Consider the following 24313-nt stretch of genomic DNA (forward strand, 5'->3'; position numbering starts at 1 on the left):
ACAAGTCGGAACTGACCGACTCAGGCTCTAGTTACACGCTTGGCAACAAGACATTAACAGAGTGCGAATTAGTCCTTTACTATGTTTGACTACATTTTAAGGAACAGCATCTATAAACAAACACAACATTCAATGCCATGCAGTAATCTGACATCACATGATGACATTTCTTTCTCGTTTATAGCTGCAACTTATTGCGTAAAGTAATGGTCTTGGTGTTTACAGTTACGACAAAATAATGATACGTAATTTTCTGCGTCATAATCGACTGTCAGTTCATCAGAACCACAATGCATGCAGCGTTTGAGTGAATAAAATTTAAGTCGCGCTTCAATTTTTTTCCATGAACGCCAAACGGGTTGGAAGAAAATTCGCTCGTCATATCCTAAAAATCGGAAGAACAAAATTTCGCTCATATAACTGAACGGTAAATTAGGTGGACGTGGCAGTGTCGAGGTTTCCCATTTTTCATTTACTGCACGTTCACGATACTGCTGTAAGGTTTTTTTTAGCAAGTTGGTATTAATAAAGTTTTCGTTGCGCGGTTTAAGTGCTTTTTGTTGGTACAAATATTCCAGTGCAGTTTGGATTAAGTAATAAATTTGTCCAACCGCAAGAACGTCTAGTAAGCGGTAGCAAAAAGTTTGAAAACTATGGTTTCCCGCAATTTGTATGCCCCAAGTCCGACAATAAAACTGCATGAACTGCACAATTTCTTGATACAATAATAAGTACAGCGCATCTTTAACTTCATCTGCCGTTTTAAACGGTGTGCCCATGCTTAGGTTTTCATAAAACCAGTTGCGGAGTTGCTGGGCGATACTGAACAAACTGGGTTCTGAATATCCATCTAATCGGACATTAATGTAATATTGTTGTGCATTTTCGGCAAAATCTTTAGCAATCAGAATTTGTTCTTTCAGCAAGTGTTTGATCATGCCGTGCTGAAAAAAATAGTTAGGTGTAATATTCAAATACTTAATTTTTTCCCAATCTATAAATTCTTCATGCGGTATATGTTCTTGTGCATGCTGATCTAAAATACTGAGTAAAAATAATTTATCAATAAAACGTAATTGGTTTAATTCACGCTCAGGCACATCCTGCTTTTTAAACTTTTGCTGTTCCTGTAAGCGGGTTTCTGCCATGATTTTTTTGCGCTGTTGGGTACAACTCGGGCAATGGCAGTTTTGCTGGCTATTTTGATAAATGCGGTGTTCACAATGGCTACATTCATGGAAATGTAGTTCCTGATCATACTGTTCTGCTTCAATCCAATACATAGATGCCTGACACAAAGGGCATAGTGTGCTTTCATCTAATTGTTTTTGAAGAATTTGTAGCATTATGATGTGTACACTCATTGTATAGAATATTCTTCATTATACATCGCTTGCTACACGAAAGTTGCTGCTTGTCTTTGCCTTTCTAATGCATAAAAAATACGGCTTTTTAGCCGTATTTTTTATAGAGGAGAAAGGTGAGTAGGTGATTAGGCAAAGCTAAGAAATTTAAACAGGGCAAGGTAGGCTTTCATCTTGCTCGCCTAAGGCTTTGGCTGCAATCAGCGCTTTGACTTTTTTAGATGGAATTTTACGTGTACCCAAAGCATCGTAGGTATTTGTAATGGCTGTGACTTCATGGGCTTGCATGTCAATACCTTCACTGCACATAAAAAGGGCAATAACTTTAGGATCAATATCTGCCTGTGCAAGTGCGTGAATGGTTTTGATGTTTTCTACACGAATCAATTGTTCTTTCAAATACATGATACACCTCTGCATTGCGGTTTGTTTGATTTACAGGTCATGTTGATCTGTGTTCAAACTTGAACTCAAGCATAAAGTAAGAAATAAGTATGCTGCCAAGTTTGATATTTATCAAAGCAAGAACTGTGCACAAAATGTAGTGATATGCAAAAAATGTATGTTTTTTTCTTTCTATAAGCTCTTAAGCCACTGTAAACAAATATGCCGTTTGTATCATTCTGAGCTATTCAGTTTAAGTGACTGCATGATCCCTTATTGATTGCTCAGCATTAATCCATTCAAGATTGAAAAGTTCAGTGTGTATGCCCATATAAGCAGATATGATTTAGAGCGATTATGCACAGACAGATGCTGAAAGTTGTCGTATGATCGAACAAACTTCACAAAAACAAGCGCATTGCGACAAAGAATGAGGACAGAATGAATATTGCAGCAAATCCAGTCGTGGAAGCCAACCAGACCATTTATTTAAAAGATTATCAAAAGCCTTCATTCTTGGTCGATTCAGTTGAATTAGATATTCAGGTCTATGATGCACACACTCAAGTGAGTGCTAAATTAGTGATGCAACGCCAAACAGCGGGTGATTTAGTCTTACTTGGTCGTGATCTTGAATTACAATCAATTCGTATAAATGGAAAGTTACTTACTGATAGTGACTATGAGTTAGATAGTGAGCAATTAACCATTAGTCATGCACCGGATCAGCTCACTTTGGAAACAGTGGTTATTATTCACCCTGAAAGTAATACGCAACTTGAAGGTTTGTATCAGGCGAGCTCAGATTTATTTGTGACCCAAAATGAGCCAGAAGGTTTTCGTAAAATTACCTTTTACCCTGACCGTCCAGATGTGTTGTCGGTATTTACTACACGTGTCGAAGCTGACAAAAAATTTCCTGTATTACTGGCCAATGGTAACTTGCTCGAAACAGGTGAAGCGGGCGAGGGACGCCATTATGCGGTATGGCAAGATCCTACCAAAAAACCGAGTTATTTGTTTGCCTGCGTGATTGGTGACTTAGCTGTATTGAAAGACCATTATGTGACCTCAGAAGGCCGTAATGTTGCATTGGAAATTTATGCAGAAGAAAAAGACATTCCAAAATGCCAGATCGCAATGCAAGCGCTGAAACATTCTATGCGTTGGGATGAAGAGCATTATGGCCTACCGTATGATTTAGACAATTATATGATCGTGGCGACCAGTGCTTTTAATATGGGCGCAATGGAAAATAAAGGTCTGAATATTTTCAATACCTCATGTGTGTTGGCAGATGAAGAATACACCACAGATGCCGCAATTATGCGTGTGCAGTCTGTCATTGCACATGAATATTTTCATAACTGGACAGGGAACCGTATTACTTGTCGTGACTGGTTCCAACTATGTTTGAAAGAAGGTTTAACCGTTTTCCGTGATCAATCTTTCTCTGAAGATTTACAGTCTGCGGCAGTACAGCGTATTGATGATGTAGCAGTACTAAAAGCGCATCAATTCCCTGAAGATTCTGGCCCACTTTCACATCCACCACGTCCAGACCATTTTGTGGAAATTAATAACTTCTATACGGCAACCGTGTATGAAAAAGGCGCGGAAATTAATCGCATGATGTCTACTTTGTTAGGCAAAGAAAAATTCCGTAAAGGTAGTGATGAATATTTCCGTCGTCACGATGGACAGGCGGTCACGGTTGAAGATTGGGTAAATGCTCTAAGTGCAGGTTCAGGTGTGGATTTATCCAATTTCTTGACTTGGTACAATCAGCCGGGCACACCAAAGTTAGAAGTTCAAGGCGAATATGATGCAACCAAACAAGTCTATCGTTTAAACCTGAAACAAAGTCTTAAAAGCAATGCTAAATATCCAAACTTAAAAGCATTGCCTATTCCTGTAGCGTTAGCCTTATTTAATGCTGAAACTGGTGAGCGATATACTTTGCACTCAGATGCTTTGGTTGAAAATGATGTACAAGATGGCGTGTATTTATTTGATCAGATGCAAGCAAATATTGAGTTTAGCGGCGTAACAGCAAAACCGATTGTCTCTTTGCTACGAAACTTCTCAGCACCTGTGAATTTGGAATTTAATTATTCCAATGAAGAATTGGCATTCCTGATGCAATATGAAACCAATGGTTTTAACCAGTGGCAAGCGGCACAGACACTGTTGGAACGTATTTTGTTAAATGGCTATGCGGCAGATACTTATTTGCAAGCTATGAAAAATACGATGCCTGCATTGATTGAAAAAGATCCGTTGTTAGCTTCACGGCTTTTTGATGTACCATCAGAAGGTTACTTAGGCAGCCGTATTGATCAGGACTATCAGCCTGAAAAAATTCAGGAACAACGTAATGCACTGTTAGATACCTTAGCGCGTGAATTGGGAACATTCTGCAAAGAAAGCTATTTGGCGTTAGACCCTGATATGCAGCCAGAGTTCTCTCAGGCGATGGGTGTACGTGCGTTAAAAAATATCATGTTGGCATTAATTGCGCGTCAGGGCGATGCCGAAGCGTTTGAGCTGGCACAGCAGCAATATCAAACAACTCGAAATATGTCTGAGCGTTTAGGGGCATTGCGTGTCTTGGTATGGAATGATGCACCGCAAGCCAAAGCAGCTTTGGAAGATTTTTATACACGTTTTAAAGATGAAGCTTTAGCACTTGATCAATGGTTTATGGTGCAAGCTTCACATCCAAAAGCGACAGCTGAAAGCATTCAAGTTTTAACTGCGCATCCTGATTATGATTTGGGTACACCTAACCGTATTCGTTCAGTCAGTGGTGGTTTAAATAGCAACCCTGTGAATACATGGAGTTTCGGTGTTCAGCATTTTATTGACTTAGCCAAGTATTTAGACGAGAAAAACCCAATTGTCGGTGCACGTTTATTACAAGTGTTGTCGCGTTGGTACACCTTGGCAGAGCCACAGCGTAGTCAAGTACGAGCTGCATTGGTTGGGTTGCAGTCAGTGGTAAAATCCAAGAATGTGGTTGAGACCTTAAATTCGATGTTGGATGTTTAATTGATATTATATTTGAGTAGCTTGGATTGATGTACAAGCATCAGTCTATAAAAGCACAATTCATTTAAGTTGTATAAGAAAAGCCTGCAAGAGCGCAATGCTGTTCACTTAAGAGGGGCAGCATTTCGATCTACTGGATAACGGGTTTTTGACATCTTAACCGTTCGGGGTGTTGTTGGCCTCGAACGCCTTTCCAGAAACAGGCTACCTATCCCTGATCTCAGCTCCGATAGCCGCATAATGGGTTGGCATTCGCCATCACAATCAGCTGAACGGCTATGTACTGGCATACAGGCTTGAAACGGATATCCGAAGGTGAACGTCCAAAGGCCACCGCTGCACATGCCGCTTCTCGCCGGATAATATTGTAGGTCAGCAACAGACCCCACAACTCTTGATAAACCAGCTGTACTGTCTTGCTGCGAAGCGTGATGGCATTATGCTGCATCGAGCTTTTGATATCTCGAAAACCTAATTCGATTTCCCAGCGTTCTTGATAGAGTCTAGCCAAATATTTAGTCTTCTTGCCACTTCATAGACAGGCTCATCACGAAAAATCGCCATTCCGAGAACCAGCCAGAGCACCTGATCTGCGGGCAAGCGTCGCCTGAGGATAGTAGCCGAACTGCTTAATTTAACTGCAGACTCAACCCACTCAAGGGGGATGTTGTGAGTAAATGTATTCAGATCCGAGAAGTTAAACAGACCGTTGAGGTCGAGAAGATCCTGCTGAAACACCATAAAAAATCCGATGCCAAACCTGACATCGGATTCTCTAACAAACTCCGCCACGCTTCAAATGCTTAAGTAAACAGCGTTGCTGCAAGTGCGGGCTTTTCTTATTTTGAATGATCAAACAATGAAAAAGAATCACTGTTTAGTTGCGCACTACGTTTAAGAAATATAAATGTCGTTCATATTGTTCCAGAATATCTTGAAGTAAGTCTTCTTGCGTCCACTCCATCACATTGTAGTTTTTACCACCTTCACGTAAGAACACTTCAGCAATATAGAATTGTTGATTTTCTTCATGTTGATCCTGCAGCATGAAACTTGGTGCACGAGTGGTATTGGCAACCACCTGATAAATAAAATTAATTTCATCGTGATGATTGACCTTGAGTAATAAGCCATGATCGACCTCTACAATAGATACATCTAGCTGACGGCGCTGAAATTCCCGTTGTAAATTTTGAAATGCTTGGCGCACATTGTGTTCAATATATGCTTTAACCTCAGATTCGCTATGCGGATAATGCATAATTAAACTTAAACGCTGTTGCCAGCTTCTTGGATTATGTATGGCGCGAGGCGTAATTCGAGCACTTTGTAATGCTTGAACTTTGGTCACATCTAAACGTAAAGCTTTAATAAGCCCAAAGCATAACAACAGCATAATAAACGTGAATGGTAGGGCACTCATAATCACCGCAGATTGTAATGCTTCCAAACCGCCAGCGATCAATAAAATAATAGAAAGTACAGCAATGGTTGCAGTCCAAAATAGACGTTGCCATGCAGGGGAATGTTCAGTTTTTGCTGTTAAATAATCAGTGATTAAAGACCCAGAATCAGCAGAAGTCACAAAGAATAGAAAAACTAAAATTGTTGCGAGTAAGCTTGAAATACCTGAGAGTGGTAAGTGCTTTAAAAACTCAAATAAAGCCACAGAGGAGTCTTTTTCTACCGCAGCCACCAAACTACCTTGGTTTTCAAATAGAATACTGAATAGCGCAGCATTTCCCATAAAGCCCATCCAAACCAATGTGAACCCAGTTGGAATAAGTAATACCCCAACAATAAATTCACGGATGGTACGTCCACGAGAAACACGGGCAATAAACATTCCTACAAAAGGCGACCAAGAAATCCACCACGCCCAATACATGATAGTCCAACCGCCAATCCAACCTGTTGGTTGATAGGCATAAAGATTAAAGGTCATTGCAAATAAATTAGAAACGTATTGGCCAATATTTTGGATGGTGGTTTGCAAAACATAGATGCTAGAACTAGCGAAAAATACAAATGTAAGTAGGATTACCGCCAAAATAATATTCAGTTCTGATAGTCGTTTAATGCCTTTATCCAGTCCAAGAAAAACTGAAAATGATGCAAGTGCACTGACTAAAACAATTAAAATAATTTGGGTTTGAATGCTATTTTCTAGCCCAAATAAATAGTTGAGTCCTGAGCTAATTTGAGTAACACCAAAGCCTAAAGTGGTTGCAATACCAAAGATTGTTCCTATGGTTGCAAAAGTATCAATCCCATCGCCAATTGGGCCATAAATTCGCTTACCAATAATTGGATATAAACCTGAGCGTACTTTTAAAGGTAAGTGATGTCTAAAAGAAAAATAAGCAAGACTTAAACCAACTAAAGCGTAAATAGCCCATGCATGTAAACCCCAGTGGAAAAAGGTGATGCGCATAGATTGCTGTGCAGATTGAATCGTTTCAGGGGTACCAGTGGGTGGACTAACATAGTGCATGACAGGCTCAGCTACACCAAAAAACATTAATCCAATCCCCATACCTGCGGTAAACAACATAGCAAACCATGAGCTATTTTTGTATTCGGGTTCACTATGGTCTGGGCCTAATTTAATATGGCCCATTTTAGATAGGGCAATACAGGTGAGTGCAATTAGAAAAATGGCAACAGCAAGCACATAGAACCAGCTAAAAGAAGCGGTAATCCACTGGTTTAATTGTTTGGTAAGTAAGTTGAACGCATCTGGAATAAATAAAACTAGAGCTAAAAAAACAGCAATAATAATCACGGTACTAAAAAATACATTTGGATTGACGTTATCAAACCAAGATGTTTTTTTGGAAGGCATAATTCCCCCGTATTTTGTAGTTGTTGAAATAAAAAGAAAAAATGAAACATTTCATGCAGAGTGAAAAAAGGTCGGAAATTCATCCGAAGCTGATTGTTCTTGATGCTGATTTATCGGAAGAACAACTATTTTAGAATTGTATCATTGAATTTACCATTGAGTAAAATCTATGATTCGTGGGTCAAGCTCTGGTCTAATTTGCATGATTCAGTCAAAGAATTGTGAAATTGGTAACATTGTTCAACAGATACTATTTGATGCTTTAAAATAAGTCTTACTCACATCGAATTTGATATTCATTTTTGTATTCGGTGTAAATTTCATTTAATTCTGAGAGTAATTTTTTCTCATTATTTTGTCGATATTCTTGTATCGAGTTTTTAAGCACCATTGGCACATATTAATTTTTATAAAGTAGCGTATATTCCTTATAAATAATCTTTTCATGCTCCTCGGCAGAGTAATTATCCAAATCACGAAATAAGAGGTCATTCATTTTGCTGTTGATGGCATCAAGCTCATCAAACATGCTTAATTCTTGTTGTGTTGGTTGAGATTGGGAGCAACCAGAAATCATAAAAGTACAAATTAAAACAAAAAACAGCGGTTTCACACTTATCCCAATCATACAAAAAGCAAAGCTATATTATAGCCTTAAATGCATGCAATTTAAGTGAATAATCAGTTTTGTAAGAGAAGGAATTTACATGAAAAGCGGAATTATGAGTGTTGTACATTTACTCACCTCATCTGACTTGGGAAATACAAACTTGTATGTTAGTTTGAATGAAAACGACTGTTTTTCTGCGATGAATTAATACAGATCAGTATTCAAATTAATGACACAATATGAGGCATAAAATGGCTAAACATTATGACTATCTGGTAATTGGGGCAGGTAGTGGCGGTATTGCTTCAGTGAATCGTGCGGCACAATATGGAAAAAAATGCGCTTTAATTGAAGCAGCAGACTTAGGTGGCACCTGTGTAAACGTAGGCTGTGTACCTAAAAAAGTCATGTGGTATTCGGCCCAAATTGCCGATGCCATTCAAAAATATGGCCCAGATTACGGCTTTAATGCTGAATTAAAATCCCACAATTGGGATACGCTCATTCAGAATCGACAAGCCTACATTCAGCGAATTCACGCTTCTTATCAATCGGGTTTAGCTAAAAATAATGTCGATGTGATTCAGGGGTTTGCCAAATTTGTTGACGAAAAAACTGTAGAAGTGAATCAACAACACTACACAGCAGATCATATTCTGATTGCGACAGGAACTGAACCCACACGTCCAGAGATTGAAGGTGCAGAATTAGGAATAGATTCTAACGGTTTCTTTGCTTTAGAAAAATTACCTAAACGTACCGCGATTATTGGTTCTGGTTATATTGCCGTAGAGCTGGCAGGTGTTTTAAATGCACTCGGCTCGGAAGTTGGCTTATTCATTCGTAAGCAATTACCACTGCGCAGTTTGGATGCTTTTTTAAGTGAAACATTACTTGAATGTATGCGTAATGAGCATATTCAGGTACATACTCAGGCCATTCCGAAAAAAATCACCCAACAGCCCGATCAGTCCTTATTGCTACATTTGGAAGATGGCTCACAACATGAGGTAGATTGTCTGATTTGGGCGATTGGACGTAAACCGAATACACAGGCAATTAACCTTGAAGCAGCAAATGTAGCAATAGATGAAAAAGGGTATGTTTGCGTAGATCAGTATCAAAATACCAATCAGGTAGGCATTTATGCTGTAGGCGATATTATTGGTAAAATTGAACTAACCCCTGTTGCAGTTGCTGCAGGACGTAAACTGTCAGAACGCTTATTTAATCAAAAACCAAATGAATATTTGGATTATAACAACGTTGCAACGGTGGTATTTAGCCATCCACCTATTGGGACGGTAGGTCTTAGCGAAGCCCAAGCCATTGCAGAATATGGTCAAGATCAGGTTAAAGTTTATCAGTCTTCTTTTACCTCAATGTACACGGCTGTAACTCAGCACCGTCAAGCATCTAAAATGAAATTGGTCTGTGTTGGAGCAGAGCAAAAAGTGGTTGGTGTACATGGTATTGGCTATGGGATGGATGAAATTTTGCAAGGTTTTGCCGTAGCTGTGAAAATGGGTGCAACCAAACAAGACTTTGACAATACCGTTGCTATTCACCCGACTGCTGCAGAAGAATTTGTGACTATGCGCTAATCTGTGAGCGTGTGACAAGTCAAAGAGGGCATTGATTTTAAAATCAGTGCTCTTTTAATTGGAAGTTACATTTGGATTTTATCAAACGCTATAATTTTAGTATGTGTAATGATGTGTGTTTAGGGGTGTAAGTATCTATTATTTATAGTTAATTATAAGAAAACCCACCGAAGTGGGCTTGTGCGATCAAACACCATCCATTGTGTTTGTTATATAGTATCACAACCCTAAAATTTAGGTTTAATTAATAAATGTGGTATTTGTTTAGCTGAACTTTATAGATAATGTGAAAAGTATTTAAATCTATGTTATAATGTAACTATACAATAAAAACATATTTATTCTCTCGTGGGAATCTCTCAATGTTTTGCATTTTATAACCCTAATATGCAAGCGATTAATATGCGTTGAGATTTGTTGTATCTAAAAATTATACTTACATTTTTAATGTGAGCTTTTATCTGTAAATGAATTGGTGTAAATATTGAAAAAAATGGAAAAAGTGCTTGCGAAAGCAGTGAATGGTCGTGAAATTGTGGTGTCTTTGGTCGCTTCTAAAAAAATGCAAAATACCCGTGAAGGCTTTAAATGGGTGGAAGTGGGTAAGCACGTATTATTGGAATGTGGGCAGGAAATTGAACTGAATGTAGATGGACGTAGTTTTTATACTGATATCCACGAAATGTTCCGCTTACCACATCGTGTGAATTAAGATTTAGACTGAATTCAATCTAAAAATCTGCTAAATTTGCCCACGCAAACCCCGTGGTTTAGAAAAGATATTAAAAGTTTGTATCCAGAAAAATCCCGCTCATTGATTGAGCGGGATTTTTTTATTTGATTTTGGCTTTTAGAAATAAAAGCAAGCAATCTATTAAACTTTAACAATTAATACAGGCACTGGCGATTGAGTGAGGACATTCTGTGCAACGCTGCCTAACATCATTTTTTTAACGCCAGTACGGCCATGCGAACCCATAATAATCAGGTCTGCACCAATTTCGTTGGCAATTTGAACAATACCTTCAGAAGCTGCAACACCACGAATAATTTTAGTGTCTACCTGAATACCTTCACGACTAAACGATTGCTCAATTTCAGCAAGACGATTTTGTGCATTCTGTTCTGCCTGAATGAAATAGTCCGTGATAGCAGGAGCTACTTTATAGAAATCAACCCCTACAAATGGATCTACAGCGATTACACTCATAATGGTGACAGGGCAATTTAATTCTTTAGCCAGTGATCTTGCCTGTTCAGCTGCAGCATAAGACATTGGTGATTCATCTACAGGTACAAGTATGTGTTTATAGGTTGTCATGGCAAATCCTTGGTTAAATCTATAATTAAAAATTATGAAAATCTGTAAGTTATCTTTTTCTGATGTGTTTTGATCAGAAATTATAAGGTTTAAGCTTTAATCACAAGCACAGGTAATTCTGTGTGGCGTAATACATCTGTTGCGAAGCTGCCCAATAATAATTTTTGGAAGCCTTTACGACCGTGTGAGCCCATCACAATTAAATCTGCCTGTGCAGCCTGAGCGGTTTTAATCACACCTTCTGCAGAAACCAAACCTTCAACTACACGTGTTTCAGCAGTGACCCCCATTTCTTGTGCAATTGCATCTGCGTCATGTAGTGCTTTTTGTGCATTGGCAGTCGCTTGTACAAAATATTCTTTCATGATTGTAGAGGAATAGTTGTAATAAAAATCTGAATCATTAAATGGGTCTTCGGCAACCAAGCTAATTAGCGTGAGTTTACTGTCAAATGCTTTTGCAATTTCAGCAGCATGTTTTACGGCAGAAAAAGAAATTTGTGAACCATCTACAGGAACTAAAATATTTTGAAAAGACATGCGGGTAACTCCAGAAATTATGATTATTCGCCGTTAACTTATAGATAGCATATAGTCGTTACAGGTTCAATTTAAAATCTGAAAAATTATTGATAATTCATTTAATTACCTTGTAAATAAAAGTTAAATAAATACTGATTTTAGCGAGGAAAAATGGCGCAGATTAATAAAAGGTTTATTAATTTATAGCTTGGATGCATTGCAAATTCTATACTTTTAATTTGAGCTGAATTGGCTTAAATTGCCTGAGTTTACTAAACCTTGTTTTGATAAATACTTGGGGTGTGCTTTGAGATTTTTGTGGGTGTGTTTGTGTGCTTTGCTTTTAACTGCTTGTCAGACGACTCAGCAAAATAGTCGCATTATTGCCAGCGCATTTAATCTTAGCACTGGTTTGCAACAAAAAATTATGGATCGTTATGCGCCCAAAGACATATTGGTTCAGCGTGATTTGGTCTATGCAGCCCAAAGTCATTTAACTTTTGATTTATATCAGTCCAGTCAATTTTCAGATTTAGCCAAGCGTCCAACCATTGTTTGGATACATGGTGGTGGATGGATTGCAGGTTCAAAAGCACATGCACGTGGTTATTTTAAATTATTGGCAGAACAGGGTTTTAATGTCGTTGCCGTGCAATATCAGTTTGCACCTGATGCAACATATCCGACTCAGTTGCAACAAATTGATCAGGCTTTACAGCACTTAACTCAATATGCTCAGCAATACCACATTAACCCTCAGCAACTATATTTAGCGGGTGATTCGGCTGGTGCAAATTTGGCAAGTCATTATGCAGCATTGCTGAGTAATCCACAGTTTGCACAACAGTCAGACTTTAAACCTTCTATTCAACTAAAACAGGTCAAAGGATTAATTTTGCATTGTGGAATTTACGATTTAAACGCTTTTGTCGAAACAGCACCTGATGAAATGAATATTGTGGAGTGGGGTGTATATAATTTGGTGCAAGCCTATACGGGAGAGCGTAAACAGGACAGTGAGTTTTTAGCGCAAATTTCCCCAATACAGCATTTAACTGCAGATTATCCTGCAGTTTTCATTAGTGGCGGTAATAAAGATTTTTTAACGGAAACCCAATCTATGCCAATGCTACGTGCGTTGCAACAGTTCAAGATTCCTGTCACCACAGCGTTTTATCCTGAGAGCAAATCATGGCTTATCCATGAATATCAATTTTTTATGCACCAAAAAGAAAGTCAGCAGACCTTTGCGAAAACGGTGGAATTTATCCTAAGTACTACAGATCAGGATTGATAGGTGTATTTGGTATGAATCAATAATCAAAGCAGTCATTTAGTTTTTGGCATGTTTAAACTTAAAAATGCTTAAAACCACAAAACCAAAAATCAGCCCCCAAAATGCTGAACCAATACCAAAAAATTGAACACCAGAGGCGCTAAATAAAAAGGTCAGTAATGCCGCTTCTCGTTCCGTGGTATTTTGAAAGGCAAGGGCGATGTTGTGTCCAATCGTACCCAACAAGGCAATACCAGCCAAAGCAGTAATAAAAACAGCGGGGAATGACATTAGCAAACTGGTTAATGTGGCAGCAAAAATCCCCATCAGGATATAACACAAGCCACAGCTGATTCCTGCAATATAGCGCTTTCTTGAATCGGGATGTGATTGATCATCCAAACTAATTGCGGCACTAATTGCAGCAATATTGACGCTAAAACAGCCAAAAGGTGCAAACAGCTCTTGTGCCGTACCTGTCCAGCCAATTAAATGACGTACATGCGGGGTATAGCCATAACTTTTAATCATGGCCAGCCCTGGCAAATATTGTGATGCCATGTTTATTACAAATAAGGGCAACGCTAAGCCAAAAATCGCTGACAAGCTGAATTCAGGTTGCATCCAAACAGGTTGGGCAAGTCCCCATTGCACATTAGGGATTTGGAACTGTAAAAAAAAACCAGGCATAAAGCTACCCCAATTAGCACCGTTAAAACAAAGCTATAACGTGGACTAAAGCGTTTGGCCAATACATAGCCTGCCAATAAACACAGAATAAAGGCCCATGCCTCTTGTAAACTGGTGAATAACGCCACACCAAACTTGAGTAATACGCCTGCCAGCATGGCGCTAGTTAAACTTTGTGGAATGGTATTGAGTACTTTTTCAAAAATACCTAAGAAGCCTAAAACTGCAGTCAGTATCCCGCACAGTAAGTTGACAAAAATAACTAAACATGCGAAAAGACATTTTTGGTTAAACGATGTTTGCACATGCCACGGATTGTTACCGTCCCACTCAGCTTAGAACAGCGTGCACAACTAATGCTCCTGACCAAGCATGCAGCACATTGGCGTGAAAGACAACGTGCCCAAACTATTCTCTGGCTTTCCGAAGGTAAAACTGTTGCCGAAGTTGCTGCGTTACAAGAGCGTATCCCAGAAACCATAAGGCTACAACGCCGACCTTGGGAGCTACATCAGTTTGAATCGATTCAAGAAGGTCATCGCTCAGGCCGTCCCAATACACTGACATCAAACTATCAGGCTCAAATCTTAGAGTGGGTCAACACAAGCCCACTCAATGCAGAACAAATCCGAGTCAAACTGCATGAAAAACACGGTGTGTCCGTGTCTGTTGAAACTATTCGCAAGTTTTTGCGAGATTCAGGCATGGTCTTCAAACGCACCCGCCACAGCTTGAAAAAAAAGAGACCCGACCGCATTTGGACAAGCGCAACAGCAAATTGAAGCATTACGTGAGCAAGCGGCACGTGGTGAAATTGTATTGGGCTATGTCGACGAAACAGGATTTTCGGCTACGCCAGATAACCGTTATGCATGGACAAAGATAGGCGATGTTCATGCGGTTGATGCTGTAAGACTAAAGCGAGTTAATGTGATGGGTTGTCTCCTGTCAACGGGTCATCTGATCACCAGTTGCCTACAGGAGTCCGTTAACAGTCGCTGGTTTTATGCCTATTTGATGGGTGTAGCAGCACAGGTGAAACGCAGCTATCAAGTTCCTTTGGTGTTGATTGTTGACAATGCCTCGATTCATCGCAGCAAACAGATGGTAGATTGGCGCAAGCTTCTTGTACAAGAGTATTCAACGACTTTGTATTTTCTACCTGCGTATAGTCCTGAGCTGAATAGAATTGAGATGGTTTGGAAGCAGATGAAGTATAACTGGCGGGATTTTAAGGTAATGAAGGCAGATCAAATAGAGCGTTGGGTTGGGCAGATTTCAAAGGGTTTTGGTAATGAATACATGTTTACTTTTTAGTTGATACTTAAAAATGCACCAATGGCTTCATGTAGACTATATCCGCTGCCTGTGGCAATAATGAGTGCCAATCCCGCAGTAGACCATGATGTCGCGACAGGATATTTAAATTTCCACGATAAAATTAGCCCACTTAAGCCAATACCTAAACCGAGTGCCCAAAACCAAGAACTGATTTGTGCTGAGTTTGCACCTAGAATTTGGGCGGCTTGAATCACCAATACAGCAGATACACTGATTCCTACCAAGAAGGTAATAAAGCCAGCAAATACTGCAGGCACAGAAAAGTCACTTAAAAGTTTTTGCATGAGTTCTTAGAGTTATTTTCAATTACAGCGTGATGATACACATTTGAACAAGTAGTCAAAAGTGTTTTTGAAATTTTATAAGGTCGATGTCGCCAGTCTAAAGCCAAATCCGCAGAACAGTAGCCCAATCACAGCCACGCAAAATGCGGCAATTTTATAGCGTTGATTAAAATAGCTGGCCAATTTTACCCCAGAGAAAATCAGTAGCGATAAATATCCCATACTAATGATTTGCAAGACGATAGCCAAGATAGCAAAACTGAGCATTGGGTGAGCATAATGAGGATGAACAAATTGCACAAAAAACGATAAATAAAACAAAATAGCCTTAGGATTAATCACGCTAATCATCAAGGCTGTACGATAAGGATGTATCTGTGCTGTTTGTTCGGGGCTGATCGTGGTCGTTGTAGGTGGCGCAGCTGCAGATGATGCAAGTTTTATTCGAAAAATTGGAAACCATGTTTTATAGGCTGCCATCAGCAGTTTGATACCTAAATAGCCTAAGTAGAGCGCACCAACAACTTTTAATAAGGTGAATAGCCATGGAAAAGCATGTAATAAAGATGCTGCCCCAAGAATCGTGCATAAAATTAAAATCAGATCGCCAGTGAACACACCTAGTGCAGCGGCATAACCTGTGCGGATGCCAAAACGTGAGGCCACAGACATCACATACAAAGAGTTTGGGCCAGGTAAAAGCACAATTAATGTCGTGCCAATGATGAATGTGCTGAGGTCTGTAATACCAAACACTGCCAACTCATCCCAATAAAAAACCGATGTTGGATTATAGCAACATCGGTTAAGCGGCTTACTAAATATTATGGATGATACGTGGTTTAGCTTAAAGATTAAGCTTTAATGTCTACATCTAAACCAAACGACTGGCGTAATAGGGTGGCAAGTTGCTCACGCGCTTTAATAAAGCCATCAATCCCACCTTGCAATAATTGAAAGGCCATTAAGTCAGCTTCAAGCTGTGCTTTAAATTGCTCTTTTTCAATGGCAGCAAGTGGTTCTGCCTGAACTTGAATGTCATCTGCAGATAATGCAGCGAGTACTTCACGCTCATCAGCTTCAAGTTCTGCCAATAAATTTGGTGCAACAGTGAGTAAGTCACAGCCTGCTAAAGCCAACACTTGATCAACACTACGGAAACTTGCCCCCATAATTTCAGTCTGTACTTGATGCTGTTTGTAGAATTGATAAATTTTCTTCACTGAAAGTACGCCCGGATCTTTTTCAATTGGGTAATACATGACATTTTCAGCTTTTTTATACCAATCTAGAATACGACCTACAAATGGTGAAATCAGGGTGACTTTGGCATCTGCACAGGCATGTGCTTGATGCAAACCAAACAATAAGGTTAGATTGGTATGAATTCCTTCAGCTTCCAATACTTTTGCGGCTTGGATTCCTTCCCACGTTGAAGCAATTTTAATCAGAATACGGTCTGAAGAAATACCATAAGCATCATATAACGCCAATAATGCTTTGGCTTTGGCGATGGTCGCTTCTGTGTCATAAGACAAAGATGCATCTACTTCCGTTGAAACACGCCCCTCAATGAGCTTTAAAATTTCAACACCAAATTTGACCGTTAAAATATCAATGCTGCGTTCAACCAGTGCATCGCCTGTATAGTTTTCTGATTTAGCTTGTTCAAATGCTGCTTCAATTAAGGCTTTATTTTCAGGTTGATTGGCTGCAGCAGTAATTAAAGATGGGTTGGTGGTCGCATCCAAAGGACGAAACTTTTCAATCGCAGCTAAGTCGCTACTGTCTGCAACAATTGTGGTTAAGTTTTTTAATTGGTGTAAGGCTGTCTGGGTCATGCGAGATCTAGTTCTTAGGTTAATGCTTATACATTCAGTTATATCACAAACAGCTTTTAACCCAAGTCAAAAGCGGCCGAGTTTATAGATTATTTGCCAGTTTTTCTCAGATTTCGGACGTGATTAATCAAAAAATGAGCAGCAGCACCCAGTTGGCTTTCCCGACTCCAGACTAAATCGACAAAATATTCAAATTTCGGTGTGAAGTCGAGCAATTGCAAAATCTTCAATTCGGTTTGCAATTCGGGATATTCATTTAGCATTTCTAAGGGCAGGACACCCCAGCCTAAACCCTGTTTAATCATGCTGCAGGCAGAGTGATGATTGTCGGTACGCCAATACTGTTTAGAGAACAATAATTCAGGTTTAATCTGTTGATCACGGCTGGCCACCACAATTTGCCGACTCTGTGCAATTTGCTCAAAACTCACCTGAGATAAAGCAGCCAATGCGGTGTGTTTGGCCGCAACAGGTACTAAAACTTCGCGCTTTAACTCAACAAATTGTTCACTGCTTTGTAATTGTTCACGTTCAAACATAAATGCTAAATCGGCTGCTTGGGTCATGAGCAGCTGTAGTGCATCTTCTTGCGGGGCAGAGAAAATATTGATCTGTAATTCTGGAAATTGCTGTTCTAACAGCACAATATAATCTGTCCAGCGTGTGTGTAGTAATTCAGACACCACCACAATATTTAAATGTGATTCGAGTCCTGAGCTGAGGGCAAAAGCATGCTGCTTCCATTGTTTCATTTCGATAAGCAGTTGTTTGCTTTTTTCATACAAGATCTGGGCTTGTGGAGTGGGAATAGGTTCACGCCCAACTCGCTCAAACAGATTTAAGTCTAAATCAATTTCTAAATTGGCTATCGACATACTGACTGCAGACGGTACTTTATTTAATTTACGTGCAGCTGCGGAAAAAGAACCCATTTCCATGACAGTTATAAAAATAATCAGCTGATCTTGGTTGATATTCATTATTGGTACTTGATTCATCTTTCAATATTATTGATAGATTCTAACTCGAACGTTCAAAACTATGAACATAAAATACTCCTCAGTATTTAACGTCATTGAGTGGGATCATGTTAATTTCCAAAAGAAGATTGCTACATGCGCTGAGCTATGAAGTAGTTTTATTAATTATTATTGCTTTGGCACTTAGTTTTGTATTTGAAATGCCCATGCAAGTTACTGGTGGTTTAGGTATTGCAATGGCAGTGACTTCGGTGCTTTGGAATATGCTGTTTAATCATTATTTTGAAAAGTTTGAAGCCAAACACAAACTCAATAGAACCTTGAAAATACGGGTATTACATGCCGTAGGTTTTGAAGGCGGACTGATGCTCGCGACCATTCCAATGGTGGCCTATGCCTTACAAATGTCGATCGGGCAGGCGATTTTAGTTGATTTGGTGATGACGCTCAGCATTTTGGTCTATACCTTTATTTTCCAATATTGCTATGACCATATTGAGGCTAAATTAGGTTATGCACCTCAATACCGCACATAAACTAGAAGCGACTACTTGTGTCGTTGCAGTAGGTGCCACACAATAGAAAAAGCCACTTGCAAAGTGGCTTTTATTTGAATCTAAATCAGGTTAAGACAGAATTATTTTTCAATAATTGCTGTTACACCTTGACCGCCTGCGGCACAAATTGAAACCAATACACGACCAGAACCTTTTTGATTCAGAAGTTTGGCTGCAGTTGCAATAATACGACCACCTGTTGCTGCAAATGGGTGACCTGCCGCTAAAGATGAACCTTTAACGTTTAGTTTGCTGCGATCAATTGAACCTAAAGGTGCTTCTAAACCTAAACGTTCTTTACAGAAGTTTGGATCTTCCCATGCTTTTAAGGTAGACAATACTTGAGATGCAAACGCTTCGTGAATTTCGTAATAATCGAAGTCTTGTAAAGTTAAGCCCGCACGCTCAAGCATACGTGGTACGGCATAAGCAGGCGCCATCAACAAGCCTTCTTTTTTACCTACAAAATCAACTGCTGCAGTTTCTTGGAAAGTCAAATAAGCTAAGACTTCATGACCGTTGGCTTTTGCCCATTCTTCAGATGCAAGCAATACACATGATGCACCATCGGTAAGTGGGGTAGAGTTACCCGCAGTCATGGTACGCGCATCACCTTTACCAAAAGCAGGTTTTAACTTCGCTAGTTTTTCTACAGTTGAATCTGCACGTAAGTTATTGTCACGCTCTAAACCTAAGAATGGTGTGATGAGATCGTCAAAGAAACCTTCATCATAAGCAGCAGCCATTTTTTGATGTGAAGATGCTGCGAGTTCATCTTGCGCTTCACGAGAAATGCCCCATTCAAGCGTTGTAATTGCTTGGTGGTCGCCCATAGATAAACCAGTACGTGGTTCGCCATTACGTGGCGCATCCATCAGGTCTTTAACGTTGATTTTAGTTAATGCTTTTAAGCGGTCTTTACCTGTTTTTGCAATGTTGAGTTCAAGCAAAGCTTTACGTAAACCATCACCAAAGGCAATTGGTGCGTCAGAAGTAGTATCTACACCACCTGCGATACCTACATCAATTTGACCCAAAGCAATTTTATTGGCGACTAAAAATGCAGCTTGCAAACCAGTACCGCACGCCTGTTGTAAATCGTAAGCAGGTGTTTCAGGTGCAAGGGCAGTATTCAGTACGCACTCACGGGTCATATTGAAGTCACGGCTGTGTTTGAGTACTGCGCCAGCAACCACTTCACCTAAACGCTGACCTTGTAAATTGAAGCGTTCAACCAAGCCATTTAATGCTGCTGTAAACATATCTGTATTAGATGCACTAAAGTAAGCACCATTTGAACGTGCGAAAGGAATACGGTTACCACCGATAATAGCAACGCGGCGAACAGTGTTTTGGCTCATAATTTTATCCTGTTGAACAGAGGTCTTAGTATTAGAAGGTGCTTTTGTTTGCGTTGAAGCAGTTGTTTTAGCACGGCTGGTCGTGCGGGTACGTGTAGTTTTTGTCGTACTCGTGTTGGAACGGCTTGCAGTGTTAGTACTTTTGCTTGTACGTTTAGTACCAGTTGATGTATTTGACACATTTTCCGTTGCAGAATTTTCCACTGCTGGATTTTCTTGAGTTGTCTTGCTCATAAGGCTTTTCCAAGCATGTTAAAGGTCTACTTGATGCGTACATTAGCATAATAGTATGACAGCTGAATTGACTACAATGACATTGCAGAATGCATTCAGGTCAAGACATCTGATTATTAACTCAAGTATGATTTAGCAGAAACGGGTGGCGCTATTGAAATGCGGGCATTTGGCATCATATTGATGTTTAAAGATAACGTGTATTCCATCAAAAAATGAATTTATGAGAGATAATAACCATGACTGATCAATACCAAACATTTGCTAAATCTCCTATTGGTAAATTTGTTATTAAAAATTTGGGTCTTCCATCCCCAACTTTTTTAGAGCGTTTTGAGTCTGCAACACCTGTGGTAAAAGGTGCGGTACTTTTAGGCGCAGCACCTGCAAGCGACTTGTCTGCAGCAATTGCACAAGTATTGGCCAATGTACATGCCAACAGTTACGCGGGCAATAACGCAGAATTGCAACAGGCTGCAGCAAAAGTAGGCTTAAATTTAGGTGCGTTTAACTCAGGCGATAAAGAGTCTAAATTTAAAGTTGTGGTATTTGATGCTTCAGGTATTGAAAATTCAGAACAATTAAAAGCACTGTATGATTTCTTTAACCCAATTGCACGCCAAATTCAGGCTTCTGGCCGAGTGGTGGTGGTGGGAACAACACCAGAAACTGCGGGCAGCGTCAAAAAAGCCATTGCTCAGCGTGCATTGGAAGGATTTGTGAAGTCAGTTGGCAAAGAGTTCAAAAAAGGCATTGCCGCTAACTTAATTTATGTCGATCAAGGCGCAGGTGAAAACCTAGAATCAACTTTACGTTTTGCTATTTCTCCACGTTCTGCTTATGTTTCAGGTCAGGTTATTCGTGTGTCGAATGCTGCAACAGTTGATGTAGACTGGGCAAAACCATTGGCAGGTAAAACTGCTGTGGTAACGGGTGCAAGTCGTGGTATTGGTGAAGCGATTGCCCATGTATTGGCTCGTGATGGTGCACATGTGATTTGCCTGGACGTTCCACAACAGCAAGCTGACCTAGACCGTGTTGCTGCTGAAATTGGTGGTTCAACTTTAGCAATTGACATTACTGCTGCAGATGCAGGTGAGCAAATTAAATCAGCTGCTGCTGCGCAGGGTGGTTTGGATATTATTGTGCATAATGCCGGCATTACCCGTGACAAAACTTTGGCGAATATGAAACCAGAGCTTTGGGATTTGGTAATTAACATTAACTTGTCTGCAATTGAGCGTGTTAATGATTACTTGTTAGAAAATGAAGGTTTTAATGCCAATGGTCGAATTGTTTGCGTATCTTCAATTTCAGGTATTGCGGGTAACTTAGGTCAGACTAACTATGCAGCGTCAAAAGCAGGTGTGGTAGGTGTCGTGAAGTTTACAGCACCAGTTCTAAACAACGGTATTACCATCAACGCAGTTGCTCCAGGCTTTATTGAAACGCAAATGACTGCTGCAATTCCATTTGCTATTCGTGAAGCGGGCCGCCGTATGAACTCAATGAGTCAAGGTGGTTTACCTGTAGATGTTGCAGAAACCATTGCTTACTTTGCTTCATCTGCATCGACAGGGATCAACGGCAACGTGGTTCGTGTCTGTGGTCAAAGTTTGTTAGGGGCTTAACACATTAAAGTCCTCTCCCTTGTGGAGAGGATTTAGGAGAGGGAGATAAGGGGATATATTATTCACCCTCTCTCTAGCTCTCTCTCAACGGGAGAGAGAACTCCATTAAATAAATTAGAAAAACTTCTCAAAGGTTCAGTATGAATACTCGCCATTTTAGTCAACTTCCAAAACCGTATTTAGCCTATCCTAAAGTGATTCAGAGCTTAATTTTTAAAAAGCCCAAAGGCGAAAAAGTGCTGCCGCAAGTTGAATATGTGGTGGATTCATTTAAGGTCGATCAAAAGCATTTAAAAGCCTATAACGCAGTAACAGGTTTTAAAAACAACGGCTATATTCCAGCAATTTACTTGGCTGTTTTGTCGCAAAGTCTGCAAATGCACATGATGACGCAAGAAGCTTTTCCTTTTGCAATTTTGGGTTTGGTGCACATTCGCAATCAAGTCAAGCAAAGTCGTAAAGTTGGGGTGAATGAACAGCTGACTTTGTCATGTAAATTTGGTGAGCTTCAACCGCACGACAAAGGTGTGCAGTTTGATTTTATCACTACTGTAAAAGTAGGAAATGACGTGGTTATTGAAGGCATTACCACGTATTTAGCTCGTCAAAAAACCACCACTAAAGCAGCAAGCAAAGCAGCAGAAAGTAAAGCTCCTAATTATGCTGTTCAGGCTGAATGGGAAGTTTCTGAAAATACGGGACGCCGTTATGCCTTAACCTCTGGTGATTTTAACCTGATTCATATTCATGCCATTACCGCAAAAGCATTTGGATTTAAACAAGCCATTGCTCACGGTATGTGGAGTAAAGCTAAAGCTTTATCAAGCTTAACTTTGCCAGATGCCTATGAAGCCGATGTTTGGTTCAAACTCCCAATGTATTTGCCTTCAAAAGTTGAGTTTTTAACTGCAAAGGAAGCTAAAAATACCGACTTTTTGATTCGTAACAGTAAAAATCAAAAACCGCATGTAACAGGAACAGTTACTGCGCTATAAATAGATAAAAGCCTAAATTTTGTAAATTTAGGCTTTCTCTTTTTGCGGCGTTAAATTTAGGTCGCAGTGTCTAACAATTCCATGGATGGGAACATGCAACACATTAAAGATTACCTATTTGCACAAACTAGAAATTATGCGGGATGGGTTACACCTGAATTTGAAGATTTAGCCAAGCAATTTAGCCGCCTGCAAGATGCACGTACTCAACAAGGCGGTGCGGCACTTGCAGTATATTTTCAGGGTCAAAAAGTTGTCGATATATGGACGGGTAAGAAATCCGCGACTGAAGACTGGCAGTCAGATACGTTATCGGTGTGTTATTCCACAGGGAAAGGGGTGTTGGCAACACTTGCGCATATTTTAGTCAGTCAGGGTTTGCTCGATTACGATACGCCCATTTGTCTGTATTGGCCTGAATTTGCTCAAAATGGCAAAGCCAGTATGACGCTAAGGCATGTGCTGAGTCATCAAAGTGGTTTGTATGACATTCGCAATATCATTGCCGATGCAACTGAAATGGCAGATTGGTCACACATGCTGAATGTTTTGGCTCAAGCTAAACCACGTTTTGCAGTGGCTACTGAGGCGGCTTATCAACCTCTAACTTTTGGTTGGCTTGTTGGGGGAATTTTAGAAAAAGCCACAGGGCAATCTTTGGCTGAGTTGATGCAGCAATATTTGGTTGAACCTTTGGCTTTGGATGGAGCTTATTTTGGTGTACCTGCATCTGAGCTTTCCCGTGTCGCACGTCCATTTAAAACAACACCTGTTACTCAACCAAAATCCGTAACACCTCCAGCCAATAAGGTATCAACATCGCCATCCCCAAAATCTAAGTCTGTGCAGCGTCCTGTGTCTATTTTAGATAAAGCCATTGCTTGGAGTGGGCAAGATCCGCAAGACTTTCAGGATGGTATGATTCCCAAAGGTATGAAAAGTTTTAGCTTTTTTAGCGATGAGGGTTTACAGGCTGTGATTCCTGCAGCCAATGGCGTTTTTAGCGCGCAAAGTTTGGCACGTATTTATGCCATGTTGGCGCAGGGTGGCTCTTTAGATGGGCGGCAATTCATTCAGCCTGCGATCTTTCAACAATTAAGCCAAGTACAATACCGACAGCGTGATCGGGTTATGCCTATCCCGATGCTCTGGCGTTTGGGGTATCACCGTATTTTAAGTTTGGGTAAGGCATCAAATGGTTTTGGACACATGGGCTTTAATGGTTCAGGGGCGTGGTGTGATCCTGAGCGTCAGCTCAGCTTTGCTTATACCCATAATTTTGCTGCAGGTTCTTTAATTGGTGATTATCGACTTTGGGGGTTGAGTCAGGAAGCGATTCGCTGTGCAGATCGGCAGTTGCAAGGGTGTAAAGGCTGGTTTTAAGCGTGATTGTACGTTCACTCTTGTGCAAAAAAACAGTATG

The 24313-nt window shown here is 40.0% G+C and carries 21 protein-coding genes and 3 pseudogenes; 10 read left to right on the forward strand and 14 right to left on the reverse strand.

What is annotated here, in order from left to right; all coding sequences use genetic code 11:
• Positions 1-191: 191 nt before the first annotated feature.
• Both HHA43_RS03085 and HHA43_RS03090 read right to left on the reverse strand, forming a co-directional pair.
• The gene (locus HHA43_RS03085; RefSeq protein WP_171525559.1) at positions 192-1349 is read right to left on the reverse strand and encodes a hypothetical protein; all 1158 of its coding nucleotides are present in this window, start codon (positions 1347-1349) and stop codon (positions 192-194) included.
• A gap of 162 nt (positions 1350-1511) precedes the next feature.
• Positions 1512-1769 carry a hypothetical protein gene (locus tag HHA43_RS03090; RefSeq protein ID WP_168417441.1) on the reverse strand — a complete coding sequence of 86 codons (258 nt, stop codon included), beginning with the start codon at positions 1767-1769 and terminating at the stop codon, positions 1512-1514.
• Between the two features lie 420 nt (positions 1770-2189).
• Between HHA43_RS03090 and pepN the strand changes: the two genes are divergently transcribed.
• On the forward strand, positions 2190-4799 hold the full coding sequence (gene pepN, locus HHA43_RS03095) for an aminopeptidase N (RefSeq protein ID WP_168541691.1): 2610 nt from the start codon (positions 2190-2192) through the stop codon (positions 4797-4799).
• 104 nt (positions 4800-4903) lie between these two features.
• Here pepN and HHA43_RS13325 read toward each other — a convergent pair.
• The 4 genes and pseudogenes from HHA43_RS13325 to HHA43_RS03110 form a co-directional block, all read right to left on the reverse strand.
• Positions 4904-5310: pseudogene (locus tag HHA43_RS13325) on the reverse strand (transposase); the annotation flags it as partial.
• A complete protein-coding gene (locus HHA43_RS13330) occupies positions 5271-5540 on the reverse strand; it encodes a transposase domain-containing protein (protein ID WP_416240598.1) in 270 nt (89 codons plus the stop codon). The gene HHA43_RS13330 and the pseudogene HHA43_RS13325, both read right to left, overlap by 40 nt.
• A 136-nt stretch (positions 5541-5676) precedes the next feature.
• Entirely contained in the window at positions 5677-7644 is a 1968-nt protein-coding gene (locus HHA43_RS03105) for a BCCT family transporter (RefSeq protein ID WP_168525350.1), read from the reverse strand.
• A gap of 400 nt (positions 7645-8044) precedes the next feature.
• On the reverse strand, positions 8045-8257 hold the full coding sequence (locus tag HHA43_RS03110) for a hypothetical protein (protein WP_168417438.1): 213 nt from the start codon (positions 8255-8257) through the stop codon (positions 8045-8047).
• A gap of 248 nt (positions 8258-8505) precedes the next feature.
• Between HHA43_RS03110 and gorA the strand changes: the two genes are divergently transcribed.
• Both gorA and HHA43_RS03120 read left to right on the forward strand, forming a co-directional pair.
• Complete coding sequence (gene gorA, locus HHA43_RS03115; protein ID WP_168417437.1) at positions 8506-9858, forward strand: glutathione-disulfide reductase; 1353 nt, start codon at positions 8506-8508, stop codon at positions 9856-9858.
• Positions 9859-10351: 493 nt separating this feature from the next.
• Positions 10352-10570, forward strand: coding sequence for a hypothetical protein (locus tag HHA43_RS03120; RefSeq protein ID WP_171525232.1), 219 nt, complete (start codon positions 10352-10354; stop codon positions 10568-10570).
• A 162-nt stretch (positions 10571-10732) separates the two neighbouring features.
• On the opposite strand, the gene HHA43_RS03125 is transcribed toward HHA43_RS03120, so the two are convergent.
• Both HHA43_RS03125 and HHA43_RS03130 read right to left on the reverse strand, forming a co-directional pair.
• Positions 10733-11179 (reverse strand): universal stress protein, encoded by a 447-nt coding sequence (locus tag HHA43_RS03125; protein WP_168417435.1) that lies wholly within the window; start codon positions 11177-11179, stop codon positions 10733-10735.
• An 89-nt stretch (positions 11180-11268) separates the two neighbouring features.
• The gene (locus tag HHA43_RS03130) at positions 11269-11718 is read right to left on the reverse strand and encodes a universal stress protein (protein WP_168460626.1); all 450 of its coding nucleotides are present in this window, start codon (positions 11716-11718) and stop codon (positions 11269-11271) included.
• Positions 11719-12007: 289 nt separating this feature from the next.
• Here HHA43_RS03130 and HHA43_RS03135 point away from each other — a divergent pair, with 289 nt between their 5' ends.
• A complete protein-coding gene (locus HHA43_RS03135; RefSeq protein ID WP_168460628.1) occupies positions 12008-12994 on the forward strand; it encodes an alpha/beta hydrolase in 987 nt (328 codons plus the stop codon).
• 39 nt (positions 12995-13033) lie between these two features.
• Here HHA43_RS03135 and HHA43_RS03140 read toward each other — a convergent pair.
• Positions 13034-13914 (reverse strand): annotated as a pseudogene (locus tag HHA43_RS03140) (benzoate/H(+) symporter BenE family transporter); the annotation flags it as partial.
• A 57-nt stretch (positions 13915-13971) separates the two neighbouring features.
• On the opposite strand from HHA43_RS03140, the gene HHA43_RS03145 reads away from it, so the two are divergent.
• Positions 13972-14448, forward strand: a complete 477-nt coding sequence (locus HHA43_RS03145; protein ID WP_168541693.1) for a helix-turn-helix domain-containing protein — start codon at positions 13972-13974, stop codon at positions 14446-14448.
• On the forward strand, positions 14444-14983 hold the full coding sequence (locus HHA43_RS03150) for an IS630 family transposase (RefSeq protein ID WP_126038012.1): 540 nt from the start codon (positions 14444-14446) through the stop codon (positions 14981-14983). Before HHA43_RS03145 ends, HHA43_RS03150 begins: the two co-directional genes overlap by 5 nt.
• Positions 14984-14991: 8 nt before the next feature.
• Here HHA43_RS03150 and HHA43_RS03155 read toward each other — a convergent pair.
• The 4 genes and pseudogenes from HHA43_RS03155 to HHA43_RS03170 all read right to left on the reverse strand — a co-directional run.
• Positions 14992-15291: pseudogene (locus tag HHA43_RS03155) on the reverse strand (benzoate/H(+) symporter BenE family transporter); the annotation flags it as partial.
• A gap of 75 nt (positions 15292-15366) precedes the next feature.
• Positions 15367-16047, reverse strand: coding sequence for a leucine efflux protein LeuE (gene leuE / locus HHA43_RS03160; RefSeq protein WP_168417432.1), 681 nt, complete (start codon positions 16045-16047; stop codon positions 15367-15369).
• A 98-nt stretch (positions 16048-16145) separates the two neighbouring features.
• Entirely contained in the window at positions 16146-17132 is a 987-nt protein-coding gene (tal, locus tag HHA43_RS03165; RefSeq protein ID WP_168460630.1) for a transaldolase, read from the reverse strand.
• 89 nt (positions 17133-17221) lie between these two features.
• Positions 17222-18112, reverse strand: a complete 891-nt coding sequence (locus HHA43_RS03170; RefSeq protein ID WP_168417430.1) for a LysR family transcriptional regulator — start codon at positions 18110-18112, stop codon at positions 17222-17224.
• 107 nt (positions 18113-18219) lie between these two features.
• Here HHA43_RS03170 and aceI point away from each other — a divergent pair, with 107 nt between their 5' ends.
• Complete coding sequence (gene aceI / locus HHA43_RS03175) at positions 18220-18648, forward strand: chlorhexidine efflux PACE transporter AceI (protein WP_168460632.1); 429 nt, start codon at positions 18220-18222, stop codon at positions 18646-18648.
• Between the two features lie 101 nt (positions 18649-18749).
• Here aceI and HHA43_RS03180 read toward each other — a convergent pair whose 3' ends face one another.
• Positions 18750-20264: an acetyl-CoA C-acetyltransferase gene (locus HHA43_RS03180; protein WP_168460634.1), complete on the reverse strand. Its 1515-nt coding sequence runs from the start codon at positions 20262-20264 to the stop codon at positions 18750-18752.
• 239 nt (positions 20265-20503) lie between these two features.
• Here HHA43_RS03180 and HHA43_RS03185 point away from each other — a divergent pair, with 239 nt between their 5' ends.
• The 3 genes from HHA43_RS03185 to HHA43_RS03195 all read left to right on the forward strand — a co-directional run bounded on the left by HHA43_RS03185 (position 20504) and on the right by HHA43_RS03195 (position 24273).
• Positions 20504-21895 (forward strand): 3-oxoacyl-ACP reductase, encoded by a 1392-nt coding sequence (locus HHA43_RS03185; RefSeq protein WP_168460635.1) that lies wholly within the window; start codon positions 20504-20506, stop codon positions 21893-21895.
• Between the two features lie 140 nt (positions 21896-22035).
• Positions 22036-22890, forward strand: a complete 855-nt coding sequence (locus HHA43_RS03190) for a MaoC family dehydratase (RefSeq protein WP_168460636.1) — start codon at positions 22036-22038, stop codon at positions 22888-22890.
• A gap of 93 nt (positions 22891-22983) precedes the next feature.
• Positions 22984-24273, forward strand: a complete 1290-nt coding sequence (locus HHA43_RS03195; protein WP_168460638.1) for a serine hydrolase domain-containing protein — start codon at positions 22984-22986, stop codon at positions 24271-24273.
• The last annotated feature ends 40 nt before the right edge of the window (positions 24274-24313 follow it).

Origin of the sequence: Acinetobacter sp. A2 (assembly GCF_012371325.1) — a bacterium.
Classification (GTDB): Bacteria; Pseudomonadota; Gammaproteobacteria; order Pseudomonadales; family Moraxellaceae; genus Acinetobacter.

Excerpts from the sequence above, each read along its gene's own strand:
- HHA43_RS03170 (WP_168417430.1), bottom strand. The coding sequence starts at position 18,112 with ATGAATATCAACCAAGATCAGCTGATTATTTTTATAACTGTCATGGAA.
- aceI (WP_168460632.1), top strand. The coding sequence starts at position 18,220 with ATGTTAATTTCCAAAAGAAGATTGCTACATGCGCTGAGCTATGAAGTA.
- HHA43_RS03105 (WP_168525350.1), bottom strand. The coding sequence starts at position 7,644 with ATGCCTTCCAAAAAAACATCTTGGTTTGATAACGTCAATCCAAATGTA.
- HHA43_RS03185 (WP_168460635.1), top strand. The coding sequence starts at position 20,504 with ATGACTGATCAATACCAAACATTTGCTAAATCTCCTATTGGTAAATTT.
- HHA43_RS03090 (WP_168417441.1), bottom strand. The coding sequence starts at position 1,769 with ATGTATTTGAAAGAACAATTGATTCGTGTAGAAAACATCAAAACCATT.
- HHA43_RS03125 (WP_168417435.1), bottom strand. The coding sequence starts at position 11,179 with ATGACAACCTATAAACACATACTTGTACCTGTAGATGAATCACCAATG.
- HHA43_RS03190 (WP_168460636.1), top strand. The coding sequence starts at position 22,036 with ATGAATACTCGCCATTTTAGTCAACTTCCAAAACCGTATTTAGCCTAT.
- tal (WP_168460630.1), bottom strand. The coding sequence starts at position 17,132 with ATGACCCAGACAGCCTTACACCAATTAAAAAACTTAACCACAATTGTT.
- HHA43_RS03120 (WP_171525232.1), top strand. The coding sequence starts at position 10,352 with ATGGAAAAAGTGCTTGCGAAAGCAGTGAATGGTCGTGAAATTGTGGTG.
- gorA (WP_168417437.1), top strand. The coding sequence starts at position 8,506 with ATGGCTAAACATTATGACTATCTGGTAATTGGGGCAGGTAGTGGCGGT.
- pepN (WP_168541691.1), top strand. The coding sequence starts at position 2,190 with ATGAATATTGCAGCAAATCCAGTCGTGGAAGCCAACCAGACCATTTAT.
- HHA43_RS03130 (WP_168460626.1), bottom strand. The coding sequence starts at position 11,718 with ATGTCTTTTCAAAATATTTTAGTTCCTGTAGATGGTTCACAAATTTCT.
- HHA43_RS03195 (WP_168460638.1), top strand. The coding sequence starts at position 22,984 with ATGCAACACATTAAAGATTACCTATTTGCACAAACTAGAAATTATGCG.
- HHA43_RS03180 (WP_168460634.1), bottom strand. The coding sequence starts at position 20,264 with ATGAGCAAGACAACTCAAGAAAATCCAGCAGTGGAAAATTCTGCAACG.
- HHA43_RS03145 (WP_168541693.1), top strand. The coding sequence starts at position 13,972 with ATGCCACGGATTGTTACCGTCCCACTCAGCTTAGAACAGCGTGCACAA.
- HHA43_RS13330 (WP_416240598.1), bottom strand. The coding sequence starts at position 5,540 with ATGGTGTTTCAGCAGGATCTTCTCGACCTCAACGGTCTGTTTAACTTC.